General features: G+C 66.6%; 14 protein-coding genes. 8 read left to right on the top strand and 6 right to left on the bottom strand.

Annotated elements, in window-relative coordinates:
• Window positions 1-32 precede the first annotated feature (32 nt).
• From QTI24_RS06330 to QTI24_RS06315, 4 genes are read left to right on the top strand one after another with little or no spacing between them, the layout of a single operon-like run.
• Window positions 33-1502 (top strand): cobyric acid synthase, encoded by a 1470-nt coding sequence (locus tag QTI24_RS06330; protein WP_286599065.1) that lies wholly within the window; start codon window positions 33-35, stop codon window positions 1500-1502.
• Window positions 1499-2542 carry a nicotinate-nucleotide--dimethylbenzimidazole phosphoribosyltransferase gene (gene cobT, locus QTI24_RS06325; RefSeq protein ID WP_286599064.1) on the top strand — a complete coding sequence of 348 codons (1044 nt, stop codon included), beginning with the start codon at window positions 1499-1501 and terminating at the stop codon, window positions 2540-2542. The genes QTI24_RS06330 and cobT overlap by 4 nt, the downstream gene beginning before the upstream one ends.
• On the top strand, window positions 2539-3336 hold the full coding sequence (locus tag QTI24_RS06320; RefSeq protein ID WP_286599063.1) for an adenosylcobinamide-GDP ribazoletransferase: 798 nt from the start codon (window positions 2539-2541) through the stop codon (window positions 3334-3336). Before cobT ends, QTI24_RS06320 begins: the two co-directional genes overlap by 4 nt.
• Complete coding sequence (locus QTI24_RS06315; protein ID WP_286599062.1) at window positions 3333-3881, top strand: histidine phosphatase family protein; 549 nt, start codon at window positions 3333-3335, stop codon at window positions 3879-3881. The genes QTI24_RS06320 and QTI24_RS06315 overlap by 4 nt, the downstream gene beginning before the upstream one ends.
• Window positions 3882-3885: 4 nt before the next feature.
• Here QTI24_RS06315 and nth read toward each other — a convergent pair whose 3' ends face one another.
• Entirely contained in the window at window positions 3886-4524 is a 639-nt protein-coding gene (gene nth, locus QTI24_RS06310) for an endonuclease III (RefSeq protein ID WP_286599061.1), read from the bottom strand.
• 13 nt (window positions 4525-4537) lie between these two features.
• A complete protein-coding gene (locus tag QTI24_RS06305) occupies window positions 4538-6226 on the bottom strand; it encodes a SulP family inorganic anion transporter (protein ID WP_286599293.1) in 1689 nt (562 codons plus the stop codon).
• 249 nt (window positions 6227-6475) lie between these two features.
• On the opposite strand from QTI24_RS06305, the gene QTI24_RS06300 reads away from it, so the two are divergent.
• The gene (locus QTI24_RS06300) at window positions 6476-6844 is read left to right on the top strand and encodes a SpoIIAA family protein (RefSeq protein WP_286599059.1); all 369 of its coding nucleotides are present in this window, start codon (window positions 6476-6478) and stop codon (window positions 6842-6844) included.
• Window positions 6845-6911: 67 nt separating this feature from the next.
• Complete coding sequence (locus QTI24_RS06295) at window positions 6912-8099, top strand: aminotransferase-like domain-containing protein (RefSeq protein ID WP_286599058.1); 1188 nt, start codon at window positions 6912-6914, stop codon at window positions 8097-8099.
• 13 nt (window positions 8100-8112) lie between these two features.
• On the opposite strand, the gene QTI24_RS06290 is transcribed toward QTI24_RS06295, so the two are convergent.
• The 4 genes from QTI24_RS06290 to mfd form a co-directional block, all read right to left on the bottom strand.
• Window positions 8113-9681, bottom strand: coding sequence for an AMP-binding protein (locus tag QTI24_RS06290; RefSeq protein ID WP_286599057.1), 1569 nt, complete (start codon window positions 9679-9681; stop codon window positions 8113-8115).
• A gap of 85 nt (window positions 9682-9766) precedes the next feature.
• The gene (locus QTI24_RS06285; protein WP_286599056.1) at window positions 9767-11014 is read right to left on the bottom strand and encodes a cystathionine gamma-synthase family protein; all 1248 of its coding nucleotides are present in this window, start codon (window positions 11012-11014) and stop codon (window positions 9767-9769) included.
• A gap of 5 nt (window positions 11015-11019) precedes the next feature.
• The gene (serB, locus tag QTI24_RS06280; RefSeq protein ID WP_286599054.1) at window positions 11020-11730 is read right to left on the bottom strand and encodes a phosphoserine phosphatase SerB; all 711 of its coding nucleotides are present in this window, start codon (window positions 11728-11730) and stop codon (window positions 11020-11022) included.
• Window positions 11727-15209, bottom strand: coding sequence for a transcription-repair coupling factor (gene mfd, locus QTI24_RS06275; protein ID WP_286599052.1), 3483 nt, complete (start codon window positions 15207-15209; stop codon window positions 11727-11729). The genes serB and mfd overlap by 4 nt, the downstream gene beginning before the upstream one ends.
• Window positions 15210-15275: 66 nt before the next feature.
• Between mfd and ispD the strand changes: the two genes are divergently transcribed.
• Both ispD and ispF read left to right on the top strand, forming a co-directional pair.
• A complete protein-coding gene (gene ispD, locus QTI24_RS06270) occupies window positions 15276-16022 on the top strand; it encodes a 2-C-methyl-D-erythritol 4-phosphate cytidylyltransferase (RefSeq protein WP_286599050.1) in 747 nt (248 codons plus the stop codon).
• The gene (gene ispF / locus QTI24_RS06265) at window positions 16019-16504 is read left to right on the top strand and encodes a 2-C-methyl-D-erythritol 2,4-cyclodiphosphate synthase (protein ID WP_286599049.1); all 486 of its coding nucleotides are present in this window, start codon (window positions 16019-16021) and stop codon (window positions 16502-16504) included. Before ispD ends, ispF begins: the two co-directional genes overlap by 4 nt.
• Window positions 16505-16597 lie beyond the last annotated feature (93 nt).

Raw genomic sequence — 16597 nt, 5'->3', positions numbered from 1 at the left:
TGACGAACTTCACGTAAAGGACAATCGCACCCATGATTCCCAACGTGGTAAATGGTCGCGCCCGCTGCGTCATGGTCCTTGGCACCACCAGCGGCGCCGGCAAGAGCTGGCTCGCCACCGCGCTATGCCGCTGGTATGCCCGGCAGGGTCTGCGCGTCGCGCCGTTCAAGGCGCAGAACATGAGCAACAACGCGAGAGTCGTCGCGGGCGGCGAGATTGGCAGCGCGCAGTATTTCCAGGCCCTGGCCGCGCGGGCCGAGCCTGACGTTCGCATGAACCCACTGCTCCTCAAGCCCGAACGCGACACCCACAGCCAGGTGATCCTGATGGGGCAGGTGAGCAACGAACTCTCGGAATTGCCCTGGCGCGGGCGCAGCGAGCGCGTGTGGCCGCAGATCGCCCAGGCGCTGGACGCGCTTCGTGCGGAAAACGATGTGGTGGTGATCGAGGGCGCGGGCTCGCCGGCTGAGATCAACCTGATGGCGAGCGACATCGTCAACCTCCGCGTTGCGCGGCACGCCGACGCGCGCTGCCTGCTGGTGACGGACATCGACCGCGGCGGCGCCTTCGCCCATCTCTACGGCACCTGGGCACTGATGCCGCCGGCCGACCGCGACATGCTTGCCGGCTTCGTGCTGAACAAGTTCCGTGGCGATGCGTCGCTGCTGGCGCCGGCCCCGCAGCAGTTGCAGGAACTGACGGGCGTGCCGACCGTCGCGACGCTCCCGATGTGGTGGCAGCACGGCTTGCCGGAGGAAGATGGCGTCTTCGACGACCGCAGCGTGTCGAGCGGCGAGGTCACGCGAACCATCGCGGTCGTCGCCTATCCGCGCATCAGCAACCTCGATGAATTCCAGCCGCTCAAGAACATTGCCGGCGTGCGCCTGCGCTGGGCGCGTAGCCCGGCTGACGTCGCCGGCGCGGACTGGATCATCCTGCCGGGCTCCAAGCACACCAGCAGCGACCTGGCGTGGATGCGCGCTCAAGGGTTGGACCGCGCCGTGGCCGCGCATGCGTCGGGCGGCGGCATCGTGCTCGGCGTCTGCGGCGGACTGCAGATGCTGGGCGAGGCGCTGATCGATCCGCATGGCGTCGACGGCAATGGGCCGGGGCTGGGCCTGCTTCCGCTGGTCACCGTGTTCGCAGAGGACAAGACCGTGCGTCACCGGGAAGCCGCCTTCTCCTCCCTCACAGGGCCCTGGGCGGCGCTGTCCGGCATCACCGTGCGCGGCTACGAAATCCACCATGGCCAGACGGCGGAGCATGCCGCGATGGCGGCGGCCGGTGACAGGGCTTGCGCGGTCATGCCCGATGAACTGGCCTGGCAGAACAACGCCGGCAATGTCCTCGGTCTCTACCTTCATGGTCTCTTCGAAGACCCGGCGGTGCTGCAAGCGCTCTTCGGCGTCGCTGCGCGCACGCTGGACGCAGTGTTCGACGGACTGGCCGACCACATCGACTTCCACTTTGAAACGGGCGTGCTGCGCTCGCTGATCGAATGACGTTTGAACTCCCCGCAGTTCCCGACCTCGACGACGCGGCGCTGTCCGCGCGCCTGCAACATCTGATCGACGGCAAGACCAAGCCGCTCGGCGCCCTGGGTCGCCTCGAAGCGCTGGCGGTGCGGCTGGGCAGCATCCTCGGCACCGATGCGCCATCGCTGACAGCGCCGCAGATGGTCGTCTGCGCCGGCGACCACGGCCTGGCCGCGCGCGGCGTGTCCGCCTATCCCAGCGACGTGACCTGGCAGATGGTCGAGAACTTCCTGGCTGGCGGCGCGGCCGTGAGTGTGCTGGCGCGCCAGCATGGGCTGGCGCTGACGGTGGTCGATTGCGGCGTGCGCCACGACTTCGCACCGCGTGACGGCCTTCTGATTCGCAAGGTAGCGGCCGGAACGGCGGATGCTTCCGTCGAACCGGCCATGACTGCAGAACAGTGTCGGACAGCCATTGCCAACGGCATGACCCTCTTGCGCGACCTGCCCGGCAATGCCGTCCTGCTGGGCGAGATGGGCATCGGCAATTCATCCGCCGCGGCGATGCTGCTGGCACGCTTCGCGGACCAGGACATCGACGCCTGCACGGGCGCCGGAACCGGACTGGACGCGACAGGCCGTGCGCACAAGCGCATGGTGCTGCGTCAAGCGCTCGAACGGCACGACGGTGCCACGGCGCCGCTCGATGCACTGGCGGCCCTTGGCGGCTTCGAGATCGCCACGCTGGTCGGCGTGGTGCTGCAGGCAGCCCACGAACGCCGGGTGATCGTGCTCGATGGCTTCATCGCCAGCGCCGCGGTGCTCGTCGCGCAGGCCCTGCGGCCGCAGGTCGTGCAGCGCTGCGTCGCTGCGCACGAATCGGTCGAGCCCGGCCATCGGCTGTTGCTGAACGTGCTTGGGCTCGAACCATTGCTGCAACTCGACCTGCGGCTCGGCGAAGGCTCCGGCGCCGCGCTGGCCTGGCCGCTGCTTGAATCGGCCTGCCGCATCCTGAGCGAGATGGCGAGCTTCGAATCGGCGGGCGTGTCGAAGCAGGACAAGTCATGAACGGTGTGCGCCACTTCCTGCTGGCGCTTCAATTCTTCACGCGCGTCCCGGTCACAGGGCCGCTTGCGGGCTGGGTTGGCTTCAGTCCGGCGATGCTTCGCGCCAGCGCTGCGCATTTCCCCGGCGTGGGCTGGCTCGTCGGTGCGGCGGGCGCGGGGGTGTTGTGGCTCGCGCAGGCGGGTCTCCCTGGTCTCGCGGGCGCTCTGGTAGCGGCAGCGCTGTCGACCACCGCGACCGTGCTGATGACGGGCGCGTTCCATGAGGATGGACTGGCCGACGTGGCGGATGGCCTCGGCGGATCGGCCGATCGCTCTCGGGCGCTCGAGATCATGAAGGACTCGCGCATCGGCGCTTTCGGTGCGCTTGCACTGGTATTGGCGCTGGGCCTGAAGGTCGCGTTGTTGGCGACCTTGGTCGGGCAGGGCGCGTCGACCGCGGCCATGGCGCTCGTGAGTGCTCATGTTCTTTCGCGGCTTGCGCCCTTGTTCCTGATCCGCTGGTTGCCCTACGTCGGCGACGAGAACGCGGCAAGCAAGTCCAAGCCCTTGGCCGATGCGATCGGCAATGGTGCATTGATGATCGGCGTCGCGTGGTCGATTCCGGCCGCTGTGCTGCTCGTGTGGTCGCACGGCGCGCTGCACGGACTGGCGGCGTTCCTCCTTTGCGCCCTGGCCGCGACATGCATGGCGCGGCTTCTCATGCGCCGCCTCCAGGGCTTCACCGGCGACGGGTTGGGTGCGACGCAACAAGTCTGCGAACTTGCGATCTATCTCGCGCTCGCGTGGCAAGCATGAGGCTCGTGCTCGTCCGCCACGCGCAGACCACTGCGGCAGAGGGCCAGTGCTACGGCCGCACCGATGTTCTTGTACTGCCCGAGGTGAACCTTGCCGTGGCCGAGCAAGTGGCGTCGGTGCTGCCCACCGACGTTGAGATGGCCTGTTCTCCACTGACGCGGTGTGCCGATCTGGCGCGAGCCATCTCGGCGCTCAGGCCCGACCTCCGTCCCCGCCCAGACCCTCGCATCGCGGAGATGGATCTCGGCGTGTGGGAAGAGCGCCCATGGTCTGCGATCGATCGCGCGGAGTTCGAAGCCTGGACCCGTGATTTCGCCGACACCCGCGCCGGCGGGACCGGCGAGAGCACGCGCCAGTTCATGCAGCGGGTGGGCGAGGCGTTCGACGATTGGCGCGCCAGTGGGCGCGACGCCATCTGGGTCACGCATGCCGGCGTGATTCGTGCGGTCTGGTTGCTGCGCGATGGCATGCGCTGCGTGGAGCGCGGCGACCAATGGCCGGCGCAGCCGATCGCATTCGGCGAATGGGTGTCGATCGAGATCTAGTCGATCAGGGCGCCGGCGTCTTGGGCTTGTAGTCGCAATAGGGCGCGACCGCACACTGGTAGCACAGTGGCTTGCGCGCCACGCAGACATAGCGTCCGTGCAGGATCAGCCAGTGGTGCGCGTGCAGCCGGTATGCCGGCGGCACTCGTTTTTCGAGCTTCAGTTCGACCTCCAGCGGCGTCTTGCCCGGTGCCAGGCCGGTGCGATTGCCGACGCGAAAGATGTGCGTGTCGACCGCCATCGTCGGCTCCCCGAAGGCCACGTTGAGTACCACGTTGGCGGTCTTGCGGCCTACCCCGGGCAGGGCTTCGAGTTCGGCACGCGTCTTCGGCACCTCGCCGCCGTGCTGCTCCACCAGCATGCGGCAGGCCTCGTTCAGATGCTTGGCCTTGCTGCGGTAGAGACCGATGGTCTTGATGTGGCTCTCCAGCCCTTCGACACCGAGATCGAGAATCGCCTGCGGTGTGTTCGCGACCGGGTATAGCTTGCGCGTGGCCTTGTTCACGCCCACATCGGTCGCTTGCGCGGACAGCAGGACCGCCGCGAGGAGTTCGAAGGGCGTGCTGTATTCGAGTTCGGTTTCCGGTGTCGGATTCGCGGCCTGGAGCGTTGCGAAGAAGGATTCGATCTCGGTTTTTTTCATCGTGGCCGCGAGTTTAGGCCGGCGCTGTCCCAGGCGATCCGGACGATGACAGTGCTCGCACGGCCTCCTCGACCGACATGAACACGCGCTCCGGGCCAATCGCCTCGATCAGGCCGGTGCGAAGGGCCTGATCGCGCGCACGGCCAGCGGACAGCCGCGCCATGGCCACCACGATGCCGGCGTCTTGCCACTTCGCGATGGCGCGTCGCAGGACCTGCGAGCCCGTGTAGTCGATGTCGATCATGCCGTTGGCTTCGATGACCAGCAGCTTCACGGGCTCGCGCTGCCGGGCGATGGCGGCCCGTATCTCGGCGCAGATGCGCTCGCAGTTGGTGAAGTTGAGCGGCGCGCCAGGGGCGAAGACGAGCACCCCGGTCTCGTGTTCGAACGGCGCGTCCGGTAGTGGGGGCCACCAGACGGTGCTGCCGGGTACGCGCGCCAGCTCGACGCAGTAGGGCCGCGCGACGATGTACAGGCTGTGCACGAAAGACATGACGATGGCCAGCAGCATGCCGGTCTCGATCGGCAGCGCAATGACGAGCGCGGCGCTCGCCGCCACCAGCAGGATTTCGAGTCCGCCCCGGCGATGGATCTGGCGCATCTCGCTGATGCGGAAGATGCGCCACGCAACGTAGAGGAGGATGCCGGACAGCGCGGCATGGGGCACATAGGCCGTCAATCCCGACGCCGCGATCACCAGCGCGACCACCAGCGCCACCGCCGCGAGAGCCGCCAACTGGGTTTGCCCTCCGGACTCGCGCACGATCGCCGTGCGAGGCGGGCTGGCGTTGACGGGAAAGGCGCCGATCAGCGCGGCTGCGACGCTTCCAGCCCCGACCGCGCCGAAATCACGACTGACATCCTCGACCTTGCCCTCGTCGGATGGAAAGGTACTGGCCACCGCCGCCGTCTGCATGACGCAAACCATGGCGACCACCAACGCCAGTTGCACCATTCGGCCGATCTCCTCCATCCCCGGCAGACCCGGCAAGGAGACGTGCGGCAGCGTCACGGCCAGTGGGCCCAGCAGGCTGACGCCGCGCGTCTCGAGATGGAATAGCGCCGTCGCCAGGCCGGCTCCGACCAGGCCCAGAAGCGCCCCTGGGATCCGGGGACTGATGCGGGACGCGACCAGGGTGACGCAGAGGACGCCGGCGCCCAAGGCCAATGAAACGGGATTGGCGTGTGGCACCTGGCCGATGACGTGGGCGAGCCGAACGAGAAGGTGTCCCTTCTCGTCGGGGACCCCCAATAGCGTGGGCAGTTCGCCGACGACGATATGGATCGAAATGCCTGCAAGAAAACCCGTGGTGACCGGAACGGACAACAGCGTTGCGAGCCATCCGGCCCGCAGCAGCCCGATCACGATGAGCACAGTGCCGACCAGCAGTGCGAAGAGCGGGGCGAGTTGCGCATGTTCATGACCGTGGGCAACGGCGATCGATGCCAGCCCGCCGGCGAAGATCGGGGCAATGGTCGAGTCCGCCCCGACCGACATGAAGCGGTTGGCGCCGAAGATCGCGAATGCGATCGAGCCGGCAGCAAACGCATAGATGCCCGTCTCGGGCGGCATTCCCGCAAGCCGCGCCGTGGCGAGTTGCCCGGGAATGGCGATCGCCGCCAGCATCAGACCGGCGACGAGGTCGCGCGACAACCATTCGATCCGATAGCCGCGAAGCGACGCAAGGATTCGGCCCCGCATGGCGATCACGGGCGCGTCCGGCTCTGGCGCTCCCGGGCCGCCGTGAGCAGCATCGTCAGGGCTGGGACACGAATTCGCAAGGCCATGGCAGAAACCTCCTGGCAGGCCAGCGCCGGTATGGCACCGCGAGTCAGGACCATACACCGCGGGCGCGGCTTCGTACCGACGAGTGTTCAACGGGGCGGGAAAATGCGACATTCAGGTCCTGCCTGGTCGTTGCCGGACTGAATCTGCACGGAGGAGAAACACATGATCGAACACACCTTCGACACCACGCATTCCATCCTGTATGTGCGCGTCAAAGGCGCCCTGCAACTGGGCGACTTTGCCGAGTTGGCGAAAACGGTCGACCCTTACATAGAGCAGACAGGCGATATCGCGGGCATCGTCATTGAAGCGCCTGCGTTTCCAGGCTGGGAAAGTCTGGGCGCAATGGTCGCGCACTTCCGCTTCGTGCGAGATCATCACAAGCACATCAGGAAGATCGGCGTCGTCACTGATTCCGCAATGGGGAAGGCCGCCGAGCACCTGGCTTCGCATTTCGTTTCGGCCGAGATCAAGCGTTTTCCTGCGTCGGATCTCGAAGCCGCGAAGCAATGGATCATGGTTCGCGCTTGAAGCGACACAGGGGCCATGGGCGCCGCTGCGACAATGAATGGCTGCAACTCTCCGACAGAAGGTTCCCATGCAATTCGCCTCCCGCCTCGACAACGTCGAAACCTCCGCCATCCGCGAACTCTTCAAGCTGCTCGGCACGCCCGGCATCATCAGCTTTGCAGGTGGCTTTCCGGACAGCGCGATGTTCGACGTCGAAGGGCTGAAGGAAGCGAGCGCCAAGGCCCTTTCGGAAGAAGCCGGCGGCGCCCTGCAGTACGGCGCGACCGAAGGCTACGAGCCGCTGCGCGCGCAACTCAGCGCCTTCATGAAGACCAAGGGCGTCGACGTCGATCCCACTGGCCTTATCGTCACCACCGGCAGCCAGCAGGCACTCGACCTGCTCGGCAAGACGCTCATTTCTCCCGGCGACAAGGTGATCGTCGAAGGACCGACATTTCTTGCGACCATCCAGTGCTTTCGCCTCTATGGCGCGCAACTGATCAGCGCACCGATCGACGCCAGCGGCGTGCGCACCGACGAGCTCGAAAAGCTCATTGCCGAGCACAAGCCGAAGTTCGTCTACCTCATCCCCACCTTCGGCAACCCCAGCGGCGCGATGCTGAGTCTGGAGCGCCGCAAGAAGGTGCTCGAAATGGCCGTGAAGCACCAGACGCTGATCGTCGAGGACGACCCCTACGGCGACCTCTACTTCGACAAGGCCCCGCCGCCTTCGATCATGTCGCTCACCAAGGACGTGCCCGGAAGCCGCGAACTCGTCGCGCACTGCGGCAGCCTGAGCAAGGTGCTGAGCCCGGGCCTGCGCATCGGCTGGTTGATCGGCCCCGCCGAGCTGCTCGCGAAGGCGACCATGTGCAAGCAGTTCAGCGACGCACACACCAGTACTTTCGCGCAGGCGACCGCAGCGCAATATCTCAAGAGCGGCCGCATGCCGGCCACGCTGGCCAACGTGCGCAAGGTCTACGCCGAACGTGCGCAGGCCATGGGTGCGGCGCTGCAGAAGGAGCTGGGCGACGCCATCACCTTCACGCAGCCAGGCGGCGGCCTGTTCTTCTGGGCGCGCCTCACGGGCGCGAACGGCAAGGTGGCCGACGCCAACGTGTTTGCCAAGCGCGCCATCGAGAAGCTCGTGGCCTTCGTGCCCGGCGCGCCGTTCTTCGCCGAGAAGCCGGATCTCGCGACGCTGCGCCTGAGCTTCGCCACGGCCAACGTCGAGAAGATCCAGGAAGGCATCGCGCGCCTCGGCGCGGCGCTCTGAGCGGACAGCGTCGTCAGACGATGCGGCTGGCGTGCCCCACCCAGAACGCATCGCGCAGCGTGCGCTTGTAGAGCTTGCCGGTGGGCAGTCTGGGTAGCTGGCCGGTAAAGTCCACCGTCTTCGGGCACTTCATGTGCGCGAGGTGCGAGCGGCAGAACTCGATCAGCTCGGCCGCCAACTCGGGCGTGTGAGCCACGCCCGGCGGCGTCTGCACTACCGCCTTCACTTCTTCCCCCAGGTCCTTGTTGGGCACGCCGAACACCGCCGCATCGGCCACCTTGGGATGCGTGATCAGCAGGTTTTCGCATTCCTGCGGATAGATGTTGACGCCGCCCGAGATGATCATGAAGGTCGAGCGGTCGGTGAGGTGGAGAAAGCCGTCATCGTCGAGGTAGCCCATGTCGCCCACCGTGCTCATCGTTCCGTCGGGCGAGCGGGTGAGCGCCGTGCGCTCCGGGTCGTTGAAATAGACGAAGGGCGATGCGGTCTTGAACCAGATCTCGCCCGACTGGCCCTTGGGCACCGGCTGCATCTGCTCGTCGAAGATGTGGATGTCGCCCAGCAGCACCTTGCCGACCGTGCCGCGGTGGGCGAGCCATTCGTGGCTGTCGCATGCGGTGAACCCGAGGCCCTCGGTGGCGCCGTAGTACTCGTGAATGATGGGTCCCCACCATTCGATCATCTGTTCCTTCACCTGCGCCGGACAGGGCGCGGCGGCGTGGATGGCGATCTTCAGCGTCGACAGGTCGGCCTTTGCGCGTTCTTCCGGCGGCAGCTTGAGCATGCGCGAGAACATGGTTGGCACAAGCTGCGTGTGCGTGACGCGGTACTTCGCGATCAGCGCCAGATACTGTTGCGGATCGAAGTGCTCCATGATGATCACGGTGCCGCCGTTGCGGATCGCGAGTGACACATTGGCCAGCGGCGCCGAGTGGTACAGGGGCGCCGGCGACAGATAGATCATCCCTTCCTCGCACTGCCACAGCTTGTTCAGGAAGTGGAAGAGTGCCAGCGGCTCGCTGGGCGGGTTCTCGGGAAGCGGCCGCAGCACGCCCTTGGGGCGGCCGGTGGTGCCCGACGAATAGAGCATCGCGGTGCCCAGACACTCGTCGTCGATGGGCGTGTCGGGCAGGCCTGTCACGGCTTCGTCGAAGTCGACCAGGCGTGCAGCACCGGCCTGCCCCGTGAGACCGGCGCCGCCGCCGGCCACCAGGCACAGCTTGACCTTCGGACAGTCGGCCAGCGCCTGCCGGGCGACCGGGAGTTTCTCGGCCGACGTGATCAGGACGGTCGACTCGCTGTTGTTGACGACGTAGGCCATCTCCTCGGGTGTGAGGTAGGCGTTGATGCAGGTGAAGTAAAGCCCCGAGCGCTCGCCCGCCACGCACGATTCGAAGAAGTAGCGGTTGTTCTCCATGAAGACGGCGTAGTGGTCCAGCCGCTTCAGGCCCTGTGCGCGCAGCAGGTGCGCCAGGCGATTGCTGCGCGCCTCCAACTCCGCGTAGGTCATGGACTCGCCGCTGCCCGCCATGATGAAAGCAGAGCGGCTGGCGAACTGCTGCGCATACTTGCCTGGGTACATGGGACCTCCGGGGACTCGACGGTGTGCCGCATTGTCCCGGCGCAGACGTTTCGCGCGATAAGGGTTGCCCCCGCCTTGACCTGCGCTAACTCAGTGCCCGGGCGAAGTCCTCGATCAGCTCGTCAGCCGATTCCAGCCCCACGGAGACGCGGACCAGTCCGTCGGCGATGCCCATCTGCGCGCGCACCGCCGGCCCCGCTTCCCAGTAGATCGTCGGCGCCACCGGGATGATCAGCGTGCGGTTGTCCCCGAGTCCGGTGGCCTTGATCGGCAGTTGCAGCCGGTTGAGCACGGTGAGGACATTGGCGCTGTCGCGCAGCTCGAAGGCCAGCAGCCACGAACCCGCCTTGAAGAGCCGCACGGCCAGTGCGTGCTGAGGGTGGCTTTCGAGCATCGGGTAGTGAATCGCCGCCACCGCCGCGTGGCCCTGCAGAAAGCGCGCCAGCGACAAGGCCGTGGCACTGGTCTGTGCCACTCGCAGCCCGAGCGTCTCGGCGCCCAGGCTGATGCGGTGGGCCTGTTCGGGCGACAGGGTCGCACCCATGTCGCGCAGGCCCTTCTTGCGCAACTGCTGCAGGCCTTGCTGGCGGGCATCGATGCCGCGATAGCTGGGTGAGATGTTGGGATAGCCGGCCCAGTCGAAAAGGCCCGTGTCGGTCACTGCGCCGCCCAGTGCAGCGCCGTGCCCGGCAATGGTCTTGGTCAGCGAGTTGATGACCAGCCCCGCACCGACCGTCTTCGGACGGAAGAGGGCGGGCGAGGTGATGGTGTTGTCCACGACATAGAGCAGCCCGCGTTCGCGGCACAGCGCGCCGATGGCTTCGAGGTCCGGAATCTGCGTGCCGGGGTTGGCGATCGTTTCCACGAAGACCATGCGCGTGTTCGGACGCAGTTCGGCGCGCACCCGCTCCACGGCACCGGCATCGACTTTCGAGACCTCGATGCCCAAGTCATTGAGCGTGCCGAACAGGCTGTTGGTGTTGCCAAAGACGAACTGACTCGACACGACGTGGTCGCCTTCGCGCAGCAGCGTGAGGAAGATGGCGCCGAGCGCTGCCATGCCGCTTGCGAAACAGATGCTTCCGACGCCCTGTTCCAGTTGAGTGATCTTGGCTTCGAGCGCCGCGGTCGTCGGCGTGCCCTGGCGTGCATAGCTGAAGCTGTTCTTGAGCGTGCCCTGGAACACGCCGATCAGGTCTTCGACCCGCTCGTAGCCGTACTGCACCGAGGTGTGGATCGGCTTGTGGATGGCGCCGTGCTCGACGCCCAGGCGCCGGTCGCCATGCACCGTGTCCGATGTAGAGGGCGCGGCCTTGTCCTTGGCGTCGCTCATGATGTTTACCTCACGACTTCGAGCAGGCGATCGAGCCCGCCTTCGTTGATGGCGACCATGGCCTGCTCACGCACCTTGGGCTTGGCGTGATAGGCCACGGACAGACCTGCCTCGCCCATCATCGGCAGGTCGTTCGCGCCGTCGCCGACGGCGATGGTTTCGCCCGGCGAGATGCCGAGAAGCGAAGCCACTTCCAGCAGCGTGCGGCGCTTTTCCGCGCCGTCGCAGATGTCGCCCCAGGACTGCTGCACGACGCTCCCCGTGAGCTGTCCATCGGCTTCGTCCAGCAGGTTGGAGCGGGCGAAGTCGATGCCGAGCCTGTCCTTGACCCGGTTCGCGAAGAAGGTGAACCCGCCGGAGACCAGCAGCACCTTCAGTCCGGCAGCCCTGCACGCGGCGACCAGATGTTCGGCACCCGGGTTGAGCCGCAGGCGCTCGTCGTAGACCTGTTGCAACGCGGCGACGGGCACGCCCTTCAGCAGCGCCACCCTGCGCCGCAGGCTTTCCTTGAAATCCTTGATCTCGCCGCGCATCGTGGCTTCGGTGATGGCGGCCACCTCGGCCTTCTTGCCCACTGCATCGGCGATCTCGTCGATGCATTCGATGTTGATCAGCGTCGAGTCCATGTCGAAGGCGATCAGCTTGAAATCGGCGAGTGCGAGCGGCGGCGTGAACCGCTGGACGATCAGGCCGGGAGAGATTTCCTTGGCGGTCATACCGGTGTGGCTTCCTGTACTTTGGGTTGACCCAGGCTGCGAAGAATGTCGCGCACCATCTGCGCGCGATCCTTCGGCTCTTTCAGCTCGCGCTCGATGCGCAGCTTTTCGTTGCCCGCGAGCTTGATGTGCTTGTTCTTCTGGATCAGGTGAATGATGTTCATCGAATCGACCGGCGGGTCCTTCTTGAACGTGATGTGGATGACGCCCGGTGCCGCGTCGACCTTGACCACGCCGTAGGGCCGCGCCAGCACGCGCAGCCGGTGCACGTCGATCAGCGTCTGCGCCTGCGGGGGCAGCTTGCCGAAGCGGTCGACGATTTCTTCGAGCAGCGTGTCGATCTGGTCGGGCGTCTTCGCCGTCGCGAGCTTCTTGTAGAACGAGAGGCGCAGGTGCACGTCGCCGCAGTAGTCGTCGGGCAGCAGGGCAGGGGCGTGCAGATTGATCTCGGTCGTCACGCTCAGCGGCGCGAGCAGGTCGGGCTCCTGACCGGCCTTGAGCGAGCGCACGGCCTCGGCCAGCATCTCGTTGTAGAGCTGGAAGCCGATCTCCATCATGTTGCCGCTCTGGTTCTCGCCCAGCACCTCGCCGGCGCCGCGGATTTCCAGATCGTGCATCGCGAGGTAGAAGCCTGAGCCGAGTTCTTCCATCTGCTGGATGGCGTCGAGGCGCTGCGCGGCCTGCTTGGTCAGGCCCTCGATGTCGGGCACCATGAGGTAGGCATACGCTTGGTGGTGGCTGCGGCCGACGCGGCCGCGCAGTTGATGCAACTGCGCGAGGCCGAACTTGTCGGCGCGGCTCATGACGATGGTGTTGGCGGTCGGCACGTCGATGCCGGTCTCGATGATGGTCGAGCACAGGAGCATGTTGTAGCGCTGGGCCACGAAATCGCGCATCACGCGCTCCAGCTCGCGCTCGGGCATCTGGCCGTGTGCCACCGCAATGCGTGCTTCGGGGATGATCTCCTCGAGCTTCTGGCGGCGGTTCTCGATGGTCTCGACCTCGTTGTGCAGGAAGTAGACCTGGCCGCCACGCTTCAGTTCGCGCAGCACCGCCTCGCGGATCACGCCGGTGCCCTCGTTGCGCACGAAGGTCTTGATGGCGAGCCGTCGCTGCGGCGCGGTGGCGATCACGCTCAGGTCGCGCAGGCCTTCGAGCGCCATGCCCAGCGTGCGCGGAATCGGCGTCGCGGTGAGCGTGAGCACATCCACCTCGGCGCGCAGGGCCTTCATCGCTTCCTTGTGGCGCACGCCGAAACGGTGTTCCTCGTCGATGATGAGCAGGCCCAGGTTCTTGAACTTGACCGACTGCGAGAGCAGCTTGTGGGTGCCCACCACGATGTCCACGGTGCCATCGGCCAGCCCCTTGGCGGCGGTGGTGATTTCCTTGGTGGACCGGAAGCGGCTCATCTCGGCCACCTTGACCGGCCACTTCGCGAAGCGGTCCACCAGCGTCTGGAAGTGCTGCTCGGCCAGCAGGGTGGTCGGTGCGAGGAAGGCAACCTGCTTGCCGCCCGTGACCGCGATGAAGGCAGCGCGCAGGGCAACCTCGGTCTTGCCGAAGCCGACGTCGCCGCAGACCAGTCGGTCCATCGGTTGCGGCGAGATCATGTCCTGGATGACGGCATGGATCGCCGCTTTCTGGTCGGCCGTCTCGTCGAAGCCGAAGTCGTTGGCGAACACTTCGTAGTCGGCCGCCGAGAAGCGGAAGGCGTGGCCTTCGCGCGCCGCGCGTCGCGCGTAGATATTGAGCAGTTCGGCGGCGGAGTCGCGCACCTGCTCGGCGGCTTTGCGCTTGGCCTTTTCCCACTGACCGGAGCCCAGCTTGTGCAGCGGCGCCTCGTCGGCGCTCACGCCGGTGTAGCGGCTGATCATGTGCAACTGCGAGACCGGCACGTACAGCGTGGCCTTGTCGGCGTATTCGAGATGCAGCATTTCCTGCATCAAAGGTTTGCCGTCCGCGTCCACGCCTTGGCCGAGATCCATGTTGACCAGCCCGCGATAGCGGCCGATGCCGTGTGCGGAATGCACGACCGGATCGCCGATGGCGAGTTCGCTCAGGTCCTTGATCAGCGCTTCGACGTCGCTGACCTGTTCCTGCTTCTTGTTGCGCCGGCGGGTGGCGGGCGCAGTGGCGAAGAGTTCGGTCTCCGTGACGAAGTCGATGCCTTGCTCGCGCCACGCGAAGCCGGCGACCAGCGCTGCAGTTGCAATGCCGATCTTTTCGTCCGGCGAGGCTTCGAATTCGGCGAGCGAGTCGAAGGCCGGCGGGCCCACGCCGCTGGCGCGCAGGAAGTCGAGCAGGCTCTCGCGCCGGCCGTCGCTCTCGGCGATCACCAGCACGCGATGCGGCGTGGTGCGGATGTGCTCCTTGAGCTTGACCAGTGGATCCTCGGCGCCGCGGACGACGGCGAAGGCGGGCAGGGCATCGAATTCCGCATAGGGCGCATCGGCGGCGGCATCCCCGCGGATCGCCAGTTGCGCGTGCGGCTTGGCGCGCTGATAGAACTGCTCGGCATTCAGGAACAGCGCCTCGGGTGGCAGCGCGGGCCGCTCGGGGTCGCCGCGCACCAGCCGGTACCGTTCGGCCGTGTCCTGCCAGAAATGCTGGAAGGCGGGTTCGAGTTCGCCGTGCAGCACCACGGTGGTGTCGGCGCCCAGGTAGTCGAACACCGTCGCGGTTTCCTCGAAGAAGAGCGGCAGGTAGTACTCGATGCCGGCGGTGGCAACGCCGTTGCCCATGTCCTTGTAGATGCGGCTGCGCGTCGGGTCGCCTTCGAGCAGTTCGCGCCAGCGGCTGCGGAAGCGCGCGCGGGCATCGTCGTCCATCGGAAACTCGCGGCCCGGCAGCAGGCGCACTTCGGGCACCGGGTAGAGGCTGCGCTGTGTGTCGGGGTCGAAGGTGCGGATCGAATCGATCTCGTCGTCGAACAGGTCGACACGGAAGGGCACGGGCGAGCCCATCGGGAACAGGTCGATCAGGCCGCCGCGCACGGCGTACTCGCCCGGGCTGACGACCTGCGTCACGTGACTGTAGCCCGCCAGCGTGAGCTGGGCCTTGAGTTTCGATTCCTGGAGCTTCTGGCCGCTCTTGAACTGGAAGGTGTAGCCGGCCAGGAAGCCGGGAGGCGCAAGCCGATAGAGCGCGGTGGTTGCCGGCACCAGCACGACGTCGGCTTCTTTCTGGCTGATGCGCCAGAGCGTCGCGAGGCGTTCGCTGATCAGATCCTGGTGAGGCGAGAAGCTGTCATAGGGCAAGGTCTCCCAGTCCGGGAACAGCGCGCAGCGCAGTTCGGGGGCGAAGAAGGCGATCTCGTCGATCAGCCGCTGGGCGTCGTTCGCGTCGGCGGTGAACACAGCCGTCGCGTGGCCGGCCGCTTTCTCGCGTTCGGCCAGACGCGCCAGCAACAGCGCATCGGCGGACAAGGGGGGACGCGGCAGCGTGAAGCGCTTGCCCGCCGTGAGATGGGGGAGGTCCATGGAGTGCCTGGGAAATGCAGAACACCCCGCGCCGGGCCGGCGAGGGGTGTGAAGGGCGATTCTAGAATGGCTGCCCCTTTGTCGCTGGCCGCCGTTGCATCCATGACCGCTTCCCGTCTTTTCGTGTTGATCCCCTGTGCAGGTTCGGGCAGTCGTGCCGCAAGCGTCGGGCCCAAGCAGTACCAGCGGATTGCCGGTCGGCCCATGGTCGAGCACACGCTGGAAGCCTTCCGCGCGCTCGTCGGCCGGTTCGAGGGGATTGCGCTCGTGGTCTCGCGGGACGACGCGGATGTGGGGATCGTGCTGCCGCGCTTTCCGGGCGCAGGCGAACACCTGCTGCGCGCGGGGGGGGCGACGCGCGCCGCGACCGTGCGAAACGGCCTGCATGCCTTGCGCGACGCCGGCGCCGGCCCGCACGACTGGGTGCTGGTGCACGATGCGGCACGTTGCCTCGTCACGCCGACGCAGATCGAGGTGCTGATCGCCGCCTGCGAGCACGACCCCGTCGGCGGGCTGTTGGCGCATCGGTTGGCGGACACCCTCAAGGTCGCATCCCCCGAGGGCCGCGTCGTCCGCACGCCGACCCGCGCCGACAAGTGGCTGGCCCAGACGCCGCAGATGTTCCGCATCGGCATGCTGCTCGACGCCCTGGAACGCGCCGGCGACGCAGTGACCGACGAAGCCAGCGCCATCGAGGCGATTGGCCTAGCGCCGCTGCTGGTGCCGGGCAGCGCGCAGAATTTCAAGCTCACTTACTCAGAGGATTTCGCGTTGGCGGAGGCGCTCTTGCGCAGCCGGCGCACTGCACCATGACTGCTTTCAATCTGCGAGTCGGCGAGGGCTGGGACGTCCACCAACTGGTGGCGGGTCGGAAATTGATCCTCGGCGGCGTCGAAGTACCGCACAGCATGGGCCTGCTGGGCCATTCGGATGCCGACGTCCTCTTGCATGCGATCACCGATGCCCTGCTCGGCGCGGCCGCCCTTGGCGACATCGGCCGACATTTCCCGGATACCGATGCGCAGTTCCGCGGTGCGGACTCATCTGTGCTGCTGGCCGAGGCCGCCCGCCGGGTGCGGGCAGCGGGCTGGGAGATCGGCAATGTCGACAGTACGGTGATCGCGCAGGCGCCGAAGCTCGCTTCGCACATTCCGGCCATGTGCGAGCGCATCGCTGCGACGCTCGGCCTGGAGGTCAATCAGGTCAATGTGAAGGCGAAGACGGCTGAGAAGCTCGGCCCGGTGGGCGAGGGGCGGGCGATGGAAGCTCGGGCCATCGCAATAGTCCATAGATAACCCCCAGGCTGCGCGCACTTCGTGTCGCTTCGCCCACCCCCTTGCAGGGGGCAATCCCGGCGGACCGGCGGAGCCGGTTCCGCGGGATTCCTG

The organism is Variovorax sp. J22P240 (assembly GCF_030316855.1).
GTDB lineage: Bacteria > Pseudomonadota > Gammaproteobacteria > Burkholderiales > Burkholderiaceae_C > Variovorax.
The sequence above is the reverse complement of the archived record's forward strand: the minus strand, read 5'-3'. Positions and strand labels throughout refer to the sequence as shown.